Below are 17,713 nucleotides of genomic sequence, written 5' to 3' on the forward strand. Positions count from 1 at the left end.
TCACTACCCTACGTGAAGTGTTTTTGCTAAATGTTAGTATATTATTAAAGTAATAAACATAGTATTTACTTAAGCAAATCTTGGAGGATATCATGATTATCAGAAAATTCAGCATACGGTGAAGAATGGGGGTTATTAGACCCTAAAGTCTTGGAAAGAACTAAAAATAAGCCTCTTCTTTCTGATGAAGAAGCTATGGCAGCAATTGATTTAAGCAATGTTGATTTCCAAAATGCGAGAGATGGCATGGGTTCGCCAAATAAAGATTTGGCTAGTTCATCAATTATTGATAAAAGTATTTTAGTTCAATGTGAAAATAGATATATACCTGCTATAGTTTGCAGGCCTGCTAGTAAAATTCCCACACGCAATGCCTGTCTATATTTGCATGGTGGTGGCTTTATCGGTGGTAATAGTTTAACTTTGCTAAATCAATGCCGTTTAATTGCGGAGAATGCAAATTGCACTGTTATTTCTCTTGATTATCGTTTAGCTCCAGAAATTCCCTTTCCAGGGGCATTGTATGATTCTTATGAAGCAGTGCAATGGATTTGTTAATCATCAAAAATATTTAGGTTTAAAAATTGCCAGTGTAAAGTAAATAATAAGAACTAAGCCTTTAAAAAGCAGGTCATTGACCTTACAAAAAAAGAAGATGAATCACATTTTTATGATTCATCTTCTTTTTTCTTTGCTAAATTGACGGATAGAATAAACCAGATGCTTTTGCAAAATAGTAAAGTCTAAAATGAAAACCTAAGATTTTTTAAACTATGGCATAACTTTGGCACATAATGATTGGTTTCTGATCGATTTGAGTTAGTTAATACTATCAAGACTGAGGAAAAATGTATGTATAAAGGACACTGACCGATAACCTCAGTGCGCTTTTGTTGATCTGGTAAAAGATCTTTTTCAGAATTATTTATTTAGGTTTTTAACATTTAATTCTACCAGCTAAAATTTAGCAGGAACAATAAGGGGTTCATAATTTTTGCTATTATCTTCTCCACTTAAACTCTTAAGTAAAATTTCTGCAGCACTTGCTCCCATTAGATATGGGTTTTGGGAAATTAATCTTGCTTCGGGTAAAATGGTTTGTACTAACTTGGTATCTGAAAATCCAGTGATCAAGACTTGGTCGCTATTTAAAAAGCCATCGGCAAAAAGCATAGGTAAAAATGCAAGTAGCCAACGTTCTTTGAAACTAAAAATCAAAGTTTTTTTATTTCGAACTTTTTGTTTTAACAGGAAAGATTCAATCTTATTTTTAATCGTCACATAATTATACGACTCTTCGTCAAGCTCAATTAAATGAATTTGATCAGGATTTGCAATAGCACAAACACCACTGTATCTGTCTCTTCTTGTGGAAGCAATTTTGACTTCAGAAGATAAAATTAAGATGTCATCGCAACCTTGTTTTAAAAAATATTTCGTGGCGTCCTTTGAAGCCGTAACATTATTGGAAATAACCTGAGGCCAGCGTTTGGTGGCTAGCCGTCTGTCTAAGATTACTGTGGGAATGTTATGGATAAATTCAGATTGAATGGTTTTTATATTACTACCCAAGGGTTGAAACAGTAGTCCATCAAAGAAACTGCTGCTGACGGTTTTAATTAATTCTCGTTCTCGTTGCTGTTCTGCATTGGTATCTAACAAAAAAGCCTCATAACCTTTAACTCTGAGGATGTTAGATGCTCCTTTAAACAATTCAGTTGAAAAATAATCGTCTATATTGGAAACAACTACGGCAATAGTCTTGCTTTGATTAGTAGCCATTTGACGAGCTGCAAGATTAGGAATGTAATTTAAGTCTTTAATTGCTTGTTCTATTGCCTTAGCTTTTTCTTCGGAAAGTCTACCTTTAGCCTTATTATTTAAATACCTTGATACAGACGCAACGGAAACATGTGCTAATTCAGCTACGTTACGGATTGTTGCTTTTTTCATAATCACTATTCTTTTTGTTAAATGTTTTTAAAACTAGTATATCATTTTAATGCTCTTAAAAAGATATATTGCAAAAATCAGTATTAATTTGAAAAGCGCTTGCAAAGACAAACTAAATGTTTTATATTAAGAAGGTAACCGGTTACCTTAAAAAGAAATATGCTGATATTCATTAGATGAAATAATGAGTTAGTAAAGAGGTAAGTGTAATGAATTCTACAATAATAGCAATTTTGCTATTAATAACTTTTGCTTTATTTATATGGTACATTTTAAAAGGTGGAAACTTGATGATTGGCTTCTTCGTGATGGCAATCTTATGGTGCTTCATTGGTTTAGTACCATTTAATGAAGCAATTAATAAAGTTTTTGCGCAGCCAGCGCTCAGCTATGGTCCAACTATTATTTATATTGTATTTGGTTCATGGTTTGGTCGAGTACTGGTAGATAGTGGGATTGCACCTGCAATATCAGAAGCTACTAAGTCAATTGGTAAAAAGAAGCCACTATTAGCAGCAATTTTAGTTGTTTTAGTTACAGCTTTTATTTTTGTAAGTGCATACGGTGTTGGTTCAGTAATAGCAATTGGAGTTATTTTATTACCAATTCTATTATCATTGGGATTGCCTCGAGATGTTGCTTTGGCAGCATTTTCTATGGCTATTGGTGCCCCAATGTATATTAACGTTGTGCTTTATAACCAGATGAAGGCCTTTGTGCCAAAAGCTGCTTATGACAGTAAGTACCTTGCTTTTGGTATATGTGCTGCAATAGTACAGCTGCTGGCAATTATTATCTTTTTATTCTTTAATCGTAAAAAGATTGATCCGGCGATGGCAGATAATAATCTTAAATTAATTGGAGCCGAAAATAATGAAAATAGTGTTACTAAAGTTCCTAAAATAGCGTACATTGTTCCTGTTATTCCAGTTGCAATGAATATGGCATTTAAATGGGATGCGGTACCTGCATTAACTTTAGCAAGTATTATTGCTATTTTCTTAACTGGTCAATTTAAAGATTACAAGAAGGGACTTAAGTTTTTAAATGATTCAATTTCTCATGCAATCAGTGATATTGCAGGATTGATCATGTTTTTAATGGCTCTGGAAAGTTTTACTGGCGCTGCAACTATTAATGCTGAAAGATTTCGTCCGATATTGTCAGCTGTTTTGCCTCATGAACACTTAATCCTTTGTCTTGCTTTGGGTATTTTGGCTCCACTCGCTTTATTCCGTGGTCCTTTACACGTTTGGGGTGCCGGAGCAGCCACCGCTGCAGTTTTGTATAGTACTGGATTATTCAGTGATGCCTTCTTATTACCACTCTTATATGTTCCAACTTTGATGGCTGTATCTGTAGATATTACCCAATCTTGGAATGTCTGGGGTTTAGACTATATGAAGGTAAAGTCAAAGGACTTCTTAAAATATGGTGTACCTGTAATGTGGGTAGTTTCAATTATAAATGAAATACTTGTTTATCACTTTTTTGGGTGAGTATGAAAGACAAAGAGAGGAAAGATTATGTCTGAAGTAATTACTATTGGTGAACCACTTGTTATATTGTGTTCAAAAGATCCAGATGTTTCTTTAGTAGACGCTGAAGAATTTCACAAGGTGATGGGTGGTGCTGAACTAAATGTTGCTATTGGCGTGAGAAGGCTGGGACACTCTGTTGAGTATGTTACACGAGTTGGCGAAGATCCTTTTGGCAAGTATGTTCAAAAAACTATTGCTTCTCACAATGTAGGTACTAAGTATGTTAGTTATGATGATAAGTATTTTACAGGTCATCAATTAAAGCAGCTAGTAACACATGGTGATCCTGCGACTTTTAACTACCGGCGTGATTCTGCTGCTTGTCACCTAGAAGCCAGTCAGATTGATAATATTGATTTAAGCGATGTTAAAATTGCCCATATGTCTGGAATTTTTCCTGCAATTTCTGATACTGCAGAAAAAACTTTCCGTGCTTTTTACAAAAAGCTAATTGCTGCAAAAAAGCTAATCACGTTTGATCCTAATTTGCGGCCACCTTTATGGAAGAGTAAAGATTATATGATTAAGACAATCAATGAACTGGCGGGCATGGCTGATATTGTCTTGCCGGGTATCAGTGAAGGCAAGACATTAATGGGTTCGGAAGATCCAGAAGAAATAGCTGACTTTTACTTGAAAGGTGAAAGAACTACAACAGTAATGGTTAAACTAGGAGATAAAGGAGTTTTCGTCAAAAATGCTAAAGGTGAAGAATACACTGTTCCTAGTTTTAAACCAGATAAGGTTCTTGATACTGTCGGTGCTGGAGATGGATTTGCTTTAGGTCTGATTACTGCTTTGCTTGAAGGAAAAAGTTTGAAGGCCGGAGCTATTCGCGGTAATGCTGTAGGTTGTCTGCAGGTGCAAACCTTAGGTGATAATGACGGGTATCCTACAAAAGAAGAATTAAAAGAATTTTATCAAAAACAGGGTGTTTCTGAAGATGAAGCTGCAAGTCGCAATTGATCGGGTCTCTTTAGCCGATGCAGTTCAACTGGCACGAAAACTTGATGGTATTGCTGATATTGTAGAATTTGGTACTTCAATAATAAAAGATTATGGCTTTTATGAAATTCAAGCTGCAAATGTCAATTTAAAACACAGTTTGCTTTTATTGGATACTAAAACTAATGATGAGGGCCAATACGAATTTGAACAAGGATTTAAAACCGGTGCAGATATTCTAACAGTAATGGGAACGGCTGGTCAGGAAACTCTTGCCGGCGTTTATCAAATTGCAGAGCAAAAAAACAAGAAAGTACTTATTGACTTAATGGGAATGAGCAATAAAGCCATTTTAGAGATTGCCAAATTTCCGAATGCAATTTATAACTTGCATAATTCTCATGATGCTGGCAAAAACACGGATTTGACTAATCTAGTCTCTGATTTCAAGAAGAATTTTCCCGCAATTAAAAATATAGCAGTTGCTGGTAGTATTGATTTAGAGCAGGCAAAAAAATTAGCTGTGCAAAACGAGGTACAAGAGGTTATTGTAGGAAGTAAAATTGTTCATTCTAATGACCCTGTTAATGAGGCCAGCAAGTTTAAGGAGATTATTAATTTATGTTAGATTCTAAACATTTAATTAAACCTGTTTTAGCAGAAATAAATACAGTTTTAGATAAAGTAAGCGAAGCAGAAATTGATCAGGCTGCAACGTTAATTACTAAGGATAAAAGAATATTTGTTTTAGGCTCAGGCCGCTCTGGGTTTATGGCTAAAAGTTTTGCTATGAGGTTAATGCATATTGGCTACCAGGTTTATGTTATTGGAGAGACAATTACACCTTCAATTCAGCCAAACGATGTTTTAGTTTCTGTGTCAGGTTCTGGTAAAACCAGCAGTGTGCTGGAATTGACAGAAAAAGCTGCTGAATCTGGAGTTGAAGTAATTGCAGTATCGAGCAACTCCAATTCACCTTTGGTCAAATTGGCGGACCGCGTGATAATAGTACCTGGGGCAACGAAAAATGGGGATGGAGTTAAATCTATTCAACTTTTAAGTTCTCTGTTTGATCAAAGTGTGCACATTGTGCTAGATATTCTTTGTCTCAAGTTGAGCATCAGGGATGAAGTTTCTAATGGTGCTGCTAAAAAGCAGCACAGTAATATGGAATGATAGGAGAGTTAATATGCTTTTAAAATATGAATCGATAAAGAGAATTCAGAAAGCTGGAGTTGTAGCAGTAGTTAGAGGGAATAATGAAGAAAATTCCTACCAAACTGCCAAAGCATGTATAAAAGGACATGTCACTGCTATCGAATTAGCATTTACTTCACCCAGTGCAGATATAACTATCAAAAGATTAACAGAAGAATACGGCAGTGACAAAGATGTGATTGTTGGTGCAGGTACGGTGCTGGATCCAGCAACAGCAAGGCTGGCTATTATAGCGGGAGCTAAATTTGTAGTTAGTCCATCTTTAAATAAAGATACGGCCAAGCTTTGTAATTTATACCAGATTCCTTATATTCCAGGGTGTTTTACTTCGACTGAAATTCAAGATGCGCTAACGTATGGTGCCGATGTAATTAAAGTTTTCCCTGGTTCAGTTGCTGGCAAAACAATGATCAATGAAATTCATGGACCGTTTCCAAACGTAAATGTTATGCCAACAGGTGGTGTTTCATTAGAAAACATGAACGAATGGTTTGAAAAGGGAGCTTTCGTTATTGGAGTAGGCGGTAGTTTAGTCGGACCGGGTAAAAAGAATGATTACGAAGCTGTTACTGAAAATGCTAGAAAATTTAATGAGAAATATATCAATTTTAGAACAAATAGGAGCAAATCATGACTTTAATAATAAATACATTGGTTTATGAAAAAGAAATTCAAAGTGGTATTAGCCAACTGGATTTAGTGGATAGAATTGCTGATTTAGCTGCAGATGGAATTGAAATTAGACGTGAGTATTTCAAAGATGTAGATGCAGAAATCAAAGAGCTGGCACCAGCTGTTAGAGAAAAGGGTTTATTGCTAAACTATAGTGTGCCTGATAATATTTTTGATGAGAACGGTAATTTTAATCAGAATTTAAATAAGTATTATAAAGAAGCCCAAGAGCTTGGTGCACAGAAAATCAAGTTTAGTACCGGTAATTTCTATAAATACCATGGTGATTTAGCAGAAGATCTTTCAAATTTACCTTTAGCAACTATTCAAACAACTATTGAGAACGATCAAACTCCAATAAGTGGTAACCCAGATACAATATTTGATTTTCTGACTGCTGTCAGAAAAGCTGGGTTCAATTCAATTTTTGCTACATTTGACCTAGGAAATCTTGCTTTTACAGGTTTTGATCCAAATTTAGCCGCAAAGAAGCTTGCACCTTTTGTAGCGTACATTCACTTGAAGAATCCTATGCTTAATGCAAAGGGCAAAATGCAAAACACTGAGTCATTAGACCTTGGGATGTTCAATTGGAAAGCAGTAGTAAGATACCTGCCTAAAGATGCACAATTTGCATTTGAATTTGCAATGCCAGATGATGAAGTTATTGGCAAGGAAATGGAAAAGTTTCATGACTATTTCAATGGTAAAAGATAACTTTTAAGAATTTTGGATATTAATTTAGCTGATTTCCTCACAAAAAACTTATACAGACTTTAAGCGCTTAAATAATCGTTAGTTAGAAACTTGAAAAAAACAAAAAAATTTAATTGGTAAATCGTCGTTTTAATGTGAAACAAGATTTACCCTTTTTATTTGGCTAATAAAAAAAGGTAAATTAGTTTTATATGCATCTTTACAGGTTTAAATAAACAAACCTAATAATCTTTATATTTTTAATGATGCTCAAAGAATAAAATTCTATGAGCATTTTTGTTGTTCAATTCTTTGCACCAACAGTGTTGAATTAATTTGGAGTTCTTTTTATAATACCGCTTTCATATAATTTAAATATAGAAAGGAGCAAGCAAAATGACTCTAATTTCTAGGCAAATTAACATTGCAACAAACTTATTAAATAACCCGCAGACTTATAAAGTTAAGGATTTATCTGCTAGATATAAAGTTTCAATTAGAACTTTAAGAAGTGATCTCAAAAAAATAGCAGAATGGATAAATAAGCAACCTGGTTGTAAGTATAATTCAAAGCCTGGTAAGGGAATATGGATAAGTTTTGCTAGTGATTTTGATCGAAAAAATGCAATTAACTCATTACAATCTTTTTCAAGCGAAGAAGTAATTTCGCAGTATTTAAGTCCAACTCAAAGAAAATGGAAAATTTTGACCAGTTTGATTTTTGCTGATGGATTTATAACCGGTAAAAAAATGACTAAAATGCTTGACGTTTCTGCAAATACTTTTTTAGCAGACATAAATAATGCCAAGTCAGAAGCTAAAAGATTCAATTTGCTTTTAGAAGGGAAAAATTATTATGGCTACTACTTAACTGGAGATGAAATTAATATTCGTGCGCTAATGGAATATATCTTGCAAAAGCAAATAGATAGATATTCATTTGGTGCCAACAATTTGATTGATTTGATTTCTAAAATAAGTACAAGTTCAGCTGGTAACACGAATTTACCTAAAAACATAAATAAGTTAATCAATTATGTTTCTTTAATATTATGTGACATTTTAAATCTAAAAAAGGCTTTTAATACTGGCATGGATTTGAGCATTGCTAAGTCAATGATTAATCGGTTAACGATAATTATTTTAGAAAATCATCGTCATCGATTTTTAAATCTTTCTGGTTATGGTAAAAGACTTAATCAGACTCAAAAGCATTATGCCCAGATCTACAAATTTGTAAGTGAAATTTTTGATATTAAACCAACAAAAGATGAAGAAAAGTACTTTATTTTTGGAGTAAAAGTGTTGGAAAAAGATGTGGAAACTAATAAGGCTGTCAAGGAGATTATTTCCTATGTTTCACAAAAAATGGTTTTGCCTTTGGAGAATGATTTACAGTTACAAGACTCATTAACTCAGCATTTGATAAGTGAATTGAATAGTAATTTTCAGCATTTTAATGACTATACTCCTTTTACAGCAGAGGTTAAAAGTCGGTTTGGCACTTTGTTTGAAACTGTTAAAGCTGCATTGGACAAATATATTTCTAAAAGCCCACTAATTAATAGTGATACTTTTGTGACTTTAGTTTCTCTTCATTTCTTGGTTTCAATTAGTGATTTGCAAAAAGTACCACAAGTCAGTGCACTTTATGTTTGTTCAACCGGTCTAGGAGCAACGAAACTTTTAAAAAAAGTAATTCAAAGCAGAATTCCATACATTACAAGTGCTGGTTTTGCCTCAGCAATTAATTACCGCACCAAAATATATGAAACAAAGCCTGATCTCGTAATTAGTATTTTCCCTTTGAAAAAAATAGAGTCAACTAAAATCATACAGGTTAATCCGATCCCTAATGAGCAGGATATGTTGAAAGTTGAACGGGAAGTTTCTTTCTTACTCAAACAAAATGCTGTTAAAAATGACAATGATTTGAGGAATGTTATTAAGGAAGAACAAAGTATTAATAATGTAGAGAAAATACTTTCTTTAAGTATAGAAGCCTATATCAATGTCAGTGAATATTTAGGAGATCGCATCAGTAAAAAATATGAAAAAGCATTTATGATCCATGTGCAATTAGCAACGGAGCGAATCTACTTTGATAAGCAATATGACTCTAAGCCAACTGATAAACAATTAAATAAATTTTCAAAAACTGACATCAGTCGACTGCGCACAATTTACTTAGATTTGGGCTTACACATTAATATTAATGAAATAATAGCAATTTTACGTTATACGTTGTTGAGATAAAGAAACGGTAATTTAGATGAAAGTAGAGTTATATAAAGAATTCCAAAAATATATTGCAAAAAGTAATTATAAAGATGAATTAAGGCGGGTAATGGTATATGTAGTTTCTTTAATACATCAAAATAAGCTGCATCCGAGCGACATAGAAACTCAAATTTTAGGTAATCATTTATCTGAAATGGTTAATAGAGCAAAGAATGGAAAAAAATTAGAAAAAGTAGATAAGAAAATTTTTGCTAAGGTTTCACAGCAATCGTTAGAAATGTCTCAGCAAGTTGTGGATTTTATTGATAATAACATCGGCAAAATAGCTGAATCAGAAAAGTATGTTTTGTCAATTCACTTTGAGAATATGAAGTTAGATTAAAGGAGAAATTAATATGTTGAAAATTGTAGTTGCTGACCGAATGGGAAAAGGAAGTAATGTTGCTAAAGGCATTGAAAAAGCGGGCGCCAAGGCTATTTTAATTCCTGGGATTGGTGCAGACATGAAATTAGGGGATGTAATGAATAAAGAAAAAGCTGATTTCGGTATTTCTTTTTGTGGTAGTGGTGGAGCTGGCGCTTTGATTGCCAATAATAAATACGGCTATCCAGAAAGACATGGCATGAGATCAATTACTCAAGGGGTTACTGCTATTAATGATGGTAAAAAAGTTCTGGGTTTTGGCTTTATGGATAAAGAAGAGTTAGGAGAAAAACTTGTTGAAGCAATCAATAAAAAGTATCCCAACAAGTTTTAGGTGTTCAGATGAAAAATGTAATTCAAGCAGAAGATAGAAACATTGTAGTGAAAGGAAAAGCAAAGAATAAGAAAGAGGCATTTGCCAATGCAATAAACCAAGTAGCAAGAAATTTAGGCGCAAAAGAAGATAATTTGATTTTTAAGATAGAACCAAAATCTTTTGAAGTGGAAGAACTTAAGGAAATAGATGAAAAAGAACATTTTTTATTTTTCTTTTTCCCAAGAATACGCAAGTCTTATGAGGTTCAACTTAGAGTTTTGGTTCATGTAGAGTACGTTTGCGTTAATGAAATAGATTGTCAGAAAGTAGCAACTACTGACAACCCACTTTTTAACAGAGCAACTAAAGGAGTATAAAAATGCATATTTTGATAATTTTAATTGAATCCTTAATTATTGGTACTCTTGTTGGTTTAGCGGTTGGAATAGGAGCAGCTAGAATGTTTAATGCTCCAACTGTCCAGGCTTTAGGAGCATTCAGAACATTAGGCGAAATGAATGCAAGTGAAGGAGATCCTGCATCACACTTTTCGTTTGGATTGGGTTTCTTCTTTAATGCGTGGGCTTCCACTGTGGCAGCAGGATCTTTTACACAGGATGTTACTCACAGGGTAATACCAAATTGGGCCGCTGCACTTTTGATGTTGAAAAATCACGATGAAAAAGAGATGCATGATGCTAAGAAGATGGGTATAGCAGGTGCAATAATAGGAGCTCTCATTGTATCTTTTCTTAACTTAACGAGTTCAGCTTTGCCCCAATCACTTCAAATTACGGCGGTAAAAGTCCTCGTTCCAGCTGCAACATTATTAATTAATACTGTTATGCCTGTTATCTTTTGGCTGGCAGCAATTGATGGCGGAAAAAGATCTGGAATTTTCGGAACGGTCTTTGGTGGCATTGCTCAGCTGATTATGGGCAATGCTGTTCCAGGAGTAGTTTTGGGAATTTTAGTCGGTAAAGGAGTGGATGAAAGTGGTTGGAATAAGATTACTAAAATTATTCTAATTACTACAATTGTCTTATTTATTTTGAGTGCATTTTTCAGAGGAATAGATCTGACACTGATTAAGCAACTGAATATGGGAGTTCCTGCTTGGTTAAAACAAATTCACTCAGTTTTTGGTGGCTAAAACCTAGTTGAAAAGAGGCAAAGACATGGATAAAAGTGATGAAACTTTAGAAGAAAAAGAATTAGATTTAAAGAATACTAAAAGTTTTTGGTATGCCGATTGGAGTTTCCCAATTATTGTTGGCTTGATGTCGGCTGGGGTATTTGCTGGAACTTCAATGTATTTTAACTATGGTACTGGTGCATTTAATGAAGTTGCATTTGTTGCCATGTTGAAGGCAGGTATGACTGGTGGCTCGTATGGTGCTTGTGCAGCGTTTGGAGCTAGCTTTCTGTTTGCCAGAGTTTTAGAAGGATCGTTAGATGGAATCTTAGATTTAGGTGGCTCAATTTTAACTGGTGTTGGTTTAGGTATTCCTGCTATATTACTCAGCATGAACATTAAAGAACCAATTAAGAGCTTTCCGCTGGCTCTATTGACCGGTGCTATCATCGGAATTTTGATCGGTCTTGTTATTTATGCTATTAGACATTTTACTTTAAAACAATCTAACTCAACTTTTGGTGCTGATATTATGATGGGCGCAGGTAACGATACAGGCAGATTTTTAGGCCCATTAATCATAATTTCTGCCTGTCAAGCATCAATTCCTATTGGCTTAGGTGCAATTATTGGTGCGGTAATATTTTATGCTTGGAAGAAACCGATCACTGGTGGCGCAATTATTGGAGCTATGATTGCTGGTTTGTTCTTCCCTGTGAAAGTTTAGTTGAGGTAAAAGATGATAGATTTGTATTTGAAAAATGGTAAAAGGGTTACAGACGGTTCTCCAATCGAAATTGGCGTTTTAGGTAAAAAAATTGTTGCTGTCGGTCATTGTCTGGATGGAATCGAAGCTGGTAAAGTAATTGATCTTCAAGGAAAGTATGTTTCGGCTGGATGGATTGATGATCATGTTCATTGTTACGAAAAATTGACCCTTTATTATGATGATCCTGATGAAGACGGTTATAAATCTGGTGTCACTACCGTAATTGATGCCGGTTCTACCGGAGCAGAGAACATTGGTGATTTTTATGATATAACCAGAAATAAAATTACTAATGTCTATGCAATGATTAACGTCGGCCAAACAGGCATATTGGCACAAAATGAACTGGGCGACATTAACACTGTTCAAAAAGATCCTCTGATGGAATCTATTCAAAAATACCATGATTTTATTGTTGGCATCAAAGTAAGAGAAAGTCATTCTGTAGTTATCGATAATGGTGTAGTGCCTTTACAAAAAGCTAAAACATTCCAAAAAAATTTAGGTGGCAATTTCCCGATTATGGTACACGTTGGTGCAAATCCACCACAATTAAAAGAAGTTTTAGACTTAATGGACGATAACGATATTTTAACTCATGGCTATAACGGTAAACCAAATGGCATGCTTGATGAATCAGACAACATTCGTCAATTTGTCTGGGAAGCCTATCGCAGAGGTGTAACTTTTGATGTTGGACATGGTACAGACAGCTTTAACTTCCATACTTTTGATATTGCAAATGCTGCCGGTTTAATTCCATATTCTATTAGTACTGATATATATAACCGCAATCGTGTAAATGGTCCTGTGTATAACATGGCTACAACTTTGGACAAGTTTTTAATGTATGGCTATTCGCTTAGCGATGTGATTAGTAAGGTAACTGCAGCTCCGGCAGATAATTTTAACTTGATTAACAAAGGTCATTTGAAGCCGGGATATGACGCTGATCTGACTATTTTTGAATTAGAAGAAAATAAAGAGGTTACACTTACAGATTCAAATCATAATCAGCGTCAATTTAATGAACATATTTGTCCTAAAATGGTTGTCGTTATGGGTAAAGCTTATCAGATTGGAGAATAAAATGGATTATTATCAGAAATTGAACTTAAAGCATGTAATAAATGCCAGCGGTAAGATGACAATTTTGGGTGTTTCAAAAACAAGTAATGCAGGAATTGAAGCCCAAGAATTTGGCGACAAACATTTTTTTGAAATGTCAGATTTAGTCAAAAAAAGCGGGAAGTATGTGGCTGAATTAATAGGAGCTGAAGATGCAGTCATTGTGAACTCAGCGTCTGCCGGGATTGCTTTAGCAGTTGCAGGAGTTATTGGTCAGGGAAGTCAATATCATGTTTATCATCCCTACTCACCCAAATTTAAAACTAGAAATATTGTGATACCTAAAGGGCAAAATGTGGACTATGGCGCTCCTGAAGAAGAAATGATTACTTTGGGTGGAGGTAATGTAGTTGAAGCAGGCTATGCTAATATGTGCTCACCAGAACATTTGGAAATGATGATTGATGAAGATACTGCAGCTGTTTTCTACGTTAAAAGTCACCATGCAGTACAAAAAAGCATGCTTACAGTTAAACAGGCAGTTGAAATTGCTCATAAACATAACTTGCCTTTAATTTTAGATGCTGCAGCAGAAGAAGATCTAAAAAAATATCTGGCTTTAAACGTAGATATTATTCTTTTTAGTGGTGCAAAAGCAATTGAAGGTCCAGCTTCAGGCTTGGTATTTGGTAAAGCAAAATACATCGATTGGATTCGTATGCAAAGTTCAGGAATCGGTAGAGCGATGAAAATTGGTAAAGATAATCTTTTGGGTTTGGTAGGAGCAATTGAAGAATATGTCAGCGCAGGTCCAGAGGATGGCACACACATGCGTAAGCGACTCGCACCATTTTTACAAAATCTGAACACAATTCCTGGGCTTACAGTCAAAGAAGCACAAGATCAAGCAGGACGAGAAATCTATCGTGCCGATATTAAAATGAATGCTGATGCATCGAAGAGTGCATTTCAAGTAATTAAGGAATTAAAAAACAATGATCCGGCTATCTACACTCGAGAATATCGTGCTAATGAAGGAATAATTGAGTTTGATATCAGAGCACTCGATTCAGAGGAAATGAATTTAATAGTTGAAAGATTAAAGGAGATTATGAAATAAATGGAATTAGTACCAAATTATTATAAGGCTAGAGTAGCGTTAAATGTTTTAGCCGGAAGTGTCGCCAATGCTAAAGAGATATATGAAGCTGCTGATGGTCATGTTGTTTGCGGCGTCTTAACTAAAAACTATCCTGATAATGACAGCTGTATTGCTGATTTGAAAAAGTATCAAAGTGCCGTCAATAATGCTATTTCGGTTGGATTAGGTGCAGGCGATCCTAATCAAAGTAAGATGGTTAGTGAAGTATCGCAAGTAATCCAACCGCAACATGTCAATCAAGTTTTTACAGGGGTTGGCTATTCTCGGGCCTTATTAGGACAAGACCAAACTATTATTAATGGTTTAGTTTCACCAACAGGTAAGGTTGGTTATGTCAATATTGCAACAGGTCCTCTAAGCTCTAAAGAAATGGCAACAGAAGTTCCTGTTACTACTGCTATTGCATTGCTGAAGGATATGGGTGGCAGTTCATTTAAGTTCTTTCCAATGAAAGGTTTAGCACACAAGGCGGAATACAAATATATTGCTAAAGCTTGTGCCGCAAATGATTTTAGCCTTGAGCCAACAGGTGGCATAGATTTGGAAAACTTTGAGGCTATTTTAGATATTGCTTTAGAAGCCGGAGTAACTAGAATATTGCCACATGTATACTCATCAATTATTGACAAAGATACCGGGCTTACCAAGCCAGATGATGTAGCAAAATTGTTTGAGATTGTTAAAAGAAAACTTGCATAAAAGTAGGCACTAAGATGAAGCGAAAACTAGGAATATCGATATACCCAGATCATAGCGATTTCGCCAGTGATAAGGCCTATATCAAAAAAGCAAGTGAATTTGGTTTTTCCAGAATTTTTATGAGTTTGCTTGAAATTACCGGCGAGAAGGAGGAAGTAGTTTCTAAATATCAAGAGTTAACTAAATTGGCAAAAGAACTTAACTATGAAGTGATTTTGGATGTTTCACCGGCAATATTTAACCTTTTGAGGATTTCATATGATGACCTCTCATTTTTTGTTGAACTTGGTGTAGATGGTTTACGTCTGGATGATGGATTCGATGGCAAAAAAGAGGCTTTGCTCAGTTATAACCCGCAGGGATTAATTATTGAATTAAACATGAGTAATGATGTTGCCTATGTAGATAACATTCTGAGTTATCAAGCTAATAAACCTTTTATTTATGGCTGTCACAATTTTTATCCTCAAAAAGGAACAGGTCTACCTTATGATTTCTTTGTGAAATGTAGTCAGCGTTTTAAAAGAAATAACCTCCATACAGCTGCTTTTATCAGTTCTCAATCAGGAAAAATTGGCCCCTGGAGCGTGAATGATGGCTTACCAACTTTAGAAGAAGATCGTGAATTGCCTATTGAAGTGCAAGCTAAAAAAATGTTTGCGACCGGACTCATTGACGATGTAATTATCGGTAATTCCTATGCTAGTGACGAAGAATTAAAAAAACTTAGTTTAATAGATCGCTATCAAGTGGAATTAAAAATTGATTTTGTTTCAGATATAAATAAGGTTGAACATGACATCGTTCTTAAAAATCAACATGTTAGACGAGGGGATATTAATGAACAGGTAATCAGGTCAACAGAAGTTAGAAAAAAGTATCATAGTTTTTCCAATTCGCCCCATGACAATGAAATTGAGTTTCAAAAAGGGGATGTAGTCATAGGCAATAATGGGTTTGGAAAGTATAAGAATGAGCTACAGATTGTATTAAAGCCACATAAAGATAATCGTAAAAATCTCGTTGGACATATCAATACCGATGAACTTTTACTATTACCATTTATTAAGTCTTGGTCAAAATTTAAGTTTGTCTGTTAAAAATTCTATAACTAAAAAATAAATATGAGGTGAAAATAAATGAATAATTTTGTCAATTTTTTGGAAGCAAAAATTCTACCTGTAGCTAATAAAATGGGTCAGCAAAGACATATGACAGCTATTCGTAAAGGTATTATTGCTACCTTACCACTAACTATTGTTGGCTCTTTCTTTACCATTCTGAGTAATATGCCCATACCAGCAGTCGCTAATTTCTTAGCACCTTATCAGGCAATTCTAGATATTCCTTTTCGCTTTACGGTAGGAATTCTGTCGTTATATGCAACATTTGGTATTGCTTCTGCTCTTGCTGAAAGCTATAAAATGGATACTTTATCCAGTGGTATATTAGCTGTACTCGCATTTTTAGTAGCAACAGTACAGCCAGTTAAAGTAAATGCAGATGTTAAAAATGTGATTACGGCAGGTCGCTACATTAATATAGCCAATTTAAGTGCATCTTCGTTATTTGCAGCGATTGCAACAGCCTTGATTTCTGTCGAAATTTACCACTTTTTAGAAAAGAAAAACATTACAATTAAAATGCCTCAGGGTGTCCCACCTGAGGTTTCCAATTCTTTTGTAGCTCTTTTTCCAGCAGCGGTCATTTTAATATTATTTTGGGTTGTAAGAGATATATTTAATTTCAATATCGCTACTTTTATTTCCAATATTTTAATGCCGTTAAAAGGATTTTTAGTTGGCAACAGCTTGGCCGGTGGCCTGACTACTGTGTTCTTTATCTGTGGCTTCTGGACACTTGGTATTCATGGGGCAGCTATTATGGATCCAATTGTTAGACCATTCTGGGAAATGTCAATCGCTACCAATATGAATCAATTTCATGCTGGTGTATCAGCGACTCACTTATCCACAATTTTTACTGAACAATTTTTACAGTGGTTTGTTTGGATTGGTGGAGCTGGTGGTACGCTTGCCTTAGTAGTACTTTTTATGTTTTCTAAATCGAAGTACTTAAAAGATTTAGGTAAGTTATCTATTTTACCTGGTTTATTCAATATTAACGAGCCAATTATATTTGGTGCCCCAATTGTGTTAAATCCGATTCTTGGTATTCCATTTATTTTAGCTCCACTCGTAACAACTACCATTTCTTATTTTGCAACTACTTCTCACCTGGTACCAATGATGATGGTCAGATTACCATTTACTATTCCCGCACCAATTGCAGCAATCATGAGTACAAATTGGAGTTGGAATGCTTTGATACTGTCAGTGGTTAACTTTATTATCTACATCATCATCTACTATCCATTTTTCAAAGTGTTTGAAAAACAGCAATTGGAAAAAGAGAATGATGCTTTGCAAAGCTAATTAACTAAGGTTAAGTGAAATAATAATGATATATATAATTTTATTAGCTGTATATTTTATAGCTTGTCAGGTAGTAGTTTTTAAGGTTGATCGCGTCAGAAAATTCATTAACGAATATAGCGCAGGAAAGATAGTTTTATATGGCATAATTGCTATCGGCCTGGGGACAATTTTATGCATGACTTTAAAAGTAAGCTGGATATTAATTGCTTTAATTACTGTTTTTGAATGTTCAATTATTTCAGAAAAATATCGACTTGTTTTCAAAGACATGGAAAAGGGGAGAAAAATATAGAATAATAAAACTATACATTATATCAAAATAAATAATTTAAGGACTAATATCTAATGCTTTAGATAATTAGTCCTTTTTATTAAATTAATAATGTTAACTTATGTTAATAAAGTAGCGACATTTAAGGTTATAAATTACAGCTTC

At 34.5% G+C, this 17,713-nt stretch carries 20 protein-coding genes; 19 read left to right on the top strand and 1 reads right to left on the bottom strand.

Annotated features, from left to right (window positions below):
- Nucleotides 1-150: 150 nt before the first annotated feature.
- A complete protein-coding gene (locus JF76_RS01480) occupies nt 151-558 on the top strand; it encodes an alpha/beta hydrolase fold domain-containing protein (RefSeq protein ID WP_052697042.1) in 408 nt (135 codons plus the stop codon).
- 399 nt (nt 559-957) lie between these two features.
- On the opposite strand, the gene JF76_RS01485 is transcribed toward JF76_RS01480, so the two are convergent.
- Nucleotides 958-1,953 carry a LacI family DNA-binding transcriptional regulator gene (locus tag JF76_RS01485; RefSeq protein WP_045927508.1) on the bottom strand — a complete coding sequence of 332 codons (996 nt, stop codon included), beginning with the start codon at nt 1,951-1,953 and terminating at the stop codon, nt 958-960.
- Between the two features lie 209 nt (nt 1,954-2,162).
- On the opposite strand from JF76_RS01485, the gene JF76_RS01490 reads away from it, so the two are divergent.
- From JF76_RS01490 to JF76_RS01575, 18 genes are all read left to right on the top strand, one after another.
- Nucleotides 2,163-3,452, top strand: coding sequence for a gluconate:proton symporter (locus JF76_RS01490; protein ID WP_045927509.1), 1,290 nt, complete (start codon nt 2,163-2,165; stop codon nt 3,450-3,452).
- A 27-nt stretch (nt 3,453-3,479) separates the two neighbouring features.
- Entirely contained in the window at nt 3,480-4,460 is a 981-nt protein-coding gene (locus JF76_RS01495; RefSeq protein ID WP_045927510.1) for a sugar kinase, read from the top strand.
- The gene (locus JF76_RS01500) at nt 4,438-5,067 is read left to right on the top strand and encodes an orotidine 5'-phosphate decarboxylase / HUMPS family protein (RefSeq protein ID WP_045927511.1); all 630 of its coding nucleotides are present in this window, start codon (nt 4,438-4,440) and stop codon (nt 5,065-5,067) included. The genes JF76_RS01495 and JF76_RS01500 overlap by 23 nt, the downstream gene beginning before the upstream one ends.
- On the top strand, nt 5,061-5,615 hold the full coding sequence (gene hxlB / locus JF76_RS01505) for a 6-phospho-3-hexuloisomerase (RefSeq protein ID WP_045927512.1): 555 nt from the start codon (nt 5,061-5,063) through the stop codon (nt 5,613-5,615). The genes JF76_RS01500 and hxlB overlap by 7 nt, the downstream gene beginning before the upstream one ends.
- Before the next feature lie 13 nt (nt 5,616-5,628).
- Complete coding sequence (locus tag JF76_RS01510) at nt 5,629-6,291, top strand: bifunctional 2-keto-4-hydroxyglutarate aldolase/2-keto-3-deoxy-6-phosphogluconate aldolase (RefSeq protein WP_045927513.1); 663 nt, start codon at nt 5,629-5,631, stop codon at nt 6,289-6,291.
- Complete coding sequence (locus JF76_RS01515) at nt 6,288-7,046, top strand: sugar phosphate isomerase/epimerase family protein (RefSeq protein WP_045927514.1); 759 nt, start codon at nt 6,288-6,290, stop codon at nt 7,044-7,046. Before JF76_RS01510 ends, JF76_RS01515 begins: the two co-directional genes overlap by 4 nt.
- 375 nt (nt 7,047-7,421) lie before the next feature.
- Nucleotides 7,422-9,281: a BglG family transcription antiterminator gene (locus JF76_RS01520; RefSeq protein WP_045927515.1), complete on the top strand. Its 1,860-nt coding sequence runs from the start codon at nt 7,422-7,424 to the stop codon at nt 9,279-9,281.
- Between the two features lie 16 nt (nt 9,282-9,297).
- Nucleotides 9,298-9,648 carry a PRD domain-containing protein gene (locus tag JF76_RS01525; RefSeq protein WP_045927516.1) on the top strand — a complete coding sequence of 117 codons (351 nt, stop codon included), beginning with the start codon at nt 9,298-9,300 and terminating at the stop codon, nt 9,646-9,648.
- 13 nt (nt 9,649-9,661) lie between these two features.
- On the top strand, nt 9,662-10,024 hold the full coding sequence (locus JF76_RS01530; protein ID WP_045927517.1) for an SFCGS family glycine-rich protein: 363 nt from the start codon (nt 9,662-9,664) through the stop codon (nt 10,022-10,024).
- Nucleotides 10,025-10,032: 8 nt separating this feature from the next.
- Nucleotides 10,033-10,383: a DUF4312 family protein gene (locus JF76_RS01535; protein WP_045927518.1), complete on the top strand. Its 351-nt coding sequence runs from the start codon at nt 10,033-10,035 to the stop codon at nt 10,381-10,383.
- A gap of 2 nt (nt 10,384-10,385) precedes the next feature.
- A complete protein-coding gene (locus JF76_RS01540; protein WP_045927519.1) occupies nt 10,386-11,159 on the top strand; it encodes a DUF4311 domain-containing protein in 774 nt (257 codons plus the stop codon).
- Between the two features lie 25 nt (nt 11,160-11,184).
- The gene (locus tag JF76_RS01545) at nt 11,185-11,868 is read left to right on the top strand and encodes a DUF4310 family protein (protein WP_045927520.1); all 684 of its coding nucleotides are present in this window, start codon (nt 11,185-11,187) and stop codon (nt 11,866-11,868) included.
- Nucleotides 11,869-11,880: 12 nt separating this feature from the next.
- Nucleotides 11,881-12,999 carry an amidohydrolase/deacetylase family metallohydrolase gene (locus JF76_RS01550; protein WP_045927521.1) on the top strand — a complete coding sequence of 373 codons (1,119 nt, stop codon included), beginning with the start codon at nt 11,881-11,883 and terminating at the stop codon, nt 12,997-12,999.
- A gap of 1 nt (nt 13,000) precedes the next feature.
- The gene (locus JF76_RS01555) at nt 13,001-14,098 is read left to right on the top strand and encodes a DgaE family pyridoxal phosphate-dependent ammonia lyase (protein ID WP_045927522.1); all 1,098 of its coding nucleotides are present in this window, start codon (nt 13,001-13,003) and stop codon (nt 14,096-14,098) included.
- The gene (gene dagF / locus JF76_RS01560; RefSeq protein WP_045927523.1) at nt 14,099-14,839 is read left to right on the top strand and encodes a 2-dehydro-3-deoxy-phosphogluconate aldolase; all 741 of its coding nucleotides are present in this window, start codon (nt 14,099-14,101) and stop codon (nt 14,837-14,839) included.
- Between the two features lie 14 nt (nt 14,840-14,853).
- Nucleotides 14,854-15,939 (top strand): DUF871 domain-containing protein, encoded by a 1,086-nt coding sequence (locus JF76_RS01565; RefSeq protein ID WP_045927524.1) that lies wholly within the window; start codon nt 14,854-14,856, stop codon nt 15,937-15,939.
- Between the two features lie 39 nt (nt 15,940-15,978).
- Nucleotides 15,979-17,274 (top strand): PTS sugar transporter subunit IIC, encoded by a 1,296-nt coding sequence (locus JF76_RS01570; RefSeq protein WP_045927525.1) that lies wholly within the window; start codon nt 15,979-15,981, stop codon nt 17,272-17,274.
- 25 nt (nt 17,275-17,299) lie between these two features.
- Nucleotides 17,300-17,569 carry a hypothetical protein gene (locus JF76_RS01575; protein ID WP_045927526.1) on the top strand — a complete coding sequence of 90 codons (270 nt, stop codon included), beginning with the start codon at nt 17,300-17,302 and terminating at the stop codon, nt 17,567-17,569.
- The last annotated feature ends 144 nt before the right edge of the window (nt 17,570-17,713 follow it).

It is taken from the genome of Lactobacillus kullabergensis (assembly GCF_000967195.1).
GTDB lineage: Bacteria > Bacillota > Bacilli > Lactobacillales > Lactobacillaceae > Lactobacillus > Lactobacillus kullabergensis.

What these genes read in the sequence shown, in the direction of transcription:
- JF76_RS01495 (WP_045927510.1), top strand. Translation starts at nt 3,480, where the DNA reads ATGTCTGAAGTAATTACTATTGGTGAACCACTTGTTATATTGTGTTCA.
- JF76_RS01535 (WP_045927518.1), top strand. Translation starts at nt 10,033, where the DNA reads ATGAAAAATGTAATTCAAGCAGAAGATAGAAACATTGTAGTGAAAGGA.
- JF76_RS01545 (WP_045927520.1), top strand. Translation starts at nt 11,185, where the DNA reads ATGGATAAAAGTGATGAAACTTTAGAAGAAAAAGAATTAGATTTAAAG.
- JF76_RS01540 (WP_045927519.1), top strand. Translation starts at nt 10,386, where the DNA reads ATGCATATTTTGATAATTTTAATTGAATCCTTAATTATTGGTACTCTT.
- JF76_RS01510 (WP_045927513.1), top strand. Translation starts at nt 5,629, where the DNA reads ATGCTTTTAAAATATGAATCGATAAAGAGAATTCAGAAAGCTGGAGTT.
- JF76_RS01550 (WP_045927521.1), top strand. Translation starts at nt 11,881, where the DNA reads ATGATAGATTTGTATTTGAAAAATGGTAAAAGGGTTACAGACGGTTCT.
- JF76_RS01490 (WP_045927509.1), top strand. Translation starts at nt 2,163, where the DNA reads ATGAATTCTACAATAATAGCAATTTTGCTATTAATAACTTTTGCTTTA.
- JF76_RS01555 (WP_045927522.1), top strand. Translation starts at nt 13,001, where the DNA reads ATGGATTATTATCAGAAATTGAACTTAAAGCATGTAATAAATGCCAGC.
- JF76_RS01525 (WP_045927516.1), top strand. Translation starts at nt 9,298, where the DNA reads ATGAAAGTAGAGTTATATAAAGAATTCCAAAAATATATTGCAAAAAGT.
- dagF (WP_045927523.1), top strand. Translation starts at nt 14,099, where the DNA reads ATGGAATTAGTACCAAATTATTATAAGGCTAGAGTAGCGTTAAATGTT.
- JF76_RS01530 (WP_045927517.1), top strand. Translation starts at nt 9,662, where the DNA reads ATGTTGAAAATTGTAGTTGCTGACCGAATGGGAAAAGGAAGTAATGTT.
- JF76_RS01575 (WP_045927526.1), top strand. Translation starts at nt 17,300, where the DNA reads ATGATATATATAATTTTATTAGCTGTATATTTTATAGCTTGTCAGGTA.
- JF76_RS01565 (WP_045927524.1), top strand. Translation starts at nt 14,854, where the DNA reads ATGAAGCGAAAACTAGGAATATCGATATACCCAGATCATAGCGATTTC.
- JF76_RS01485 (WP_045927508.1), bottom strand. Translation starts at nt 1,953, where the DNA reads ATGAAAAAAGCAACAATCCGTAACGTAGCTGAATTAGCACATGTTTCC.
- JF76_RS01570 (WP_045927525.1), top strand. Translation starts at nt 15,979, where the DNA reads ATGAATAATTTTGTCAATTTTTTGGAAGCAAAAATTCTACCTGTAGCT.
- JF76_RS01515 (WP_045927514.1), top strand. Translation starts at nt 6,288, where the DNA reads ATGACTTTAATAATAAATACATTGGTTTATGAAAAAGAAATTCAAAGT.
- JF76_RS01500 (WP_045927511.1), top strand. Translation starts at nt 4,438, where the DNA reads ATGAAGCTGCAAGTCGCAATTGATCGGGTCTCTTTAGCCGATGCAGTT.
- hxlB (WP_045927512.1), top strand. Translation starts at nt 5,061, where the DNA reads ATGTTAGATTCTAAACATTTAATTAAACCTGTTTTAGCAGAAATAAAT.
- JF76_RS01520 (WP_045927515.1), top strand. Translation starts at nt 7,422, where the DNA reads ATGACTCTAATTTCTAGGCAAATTAACATTGCAACAAACTTATTAAAT.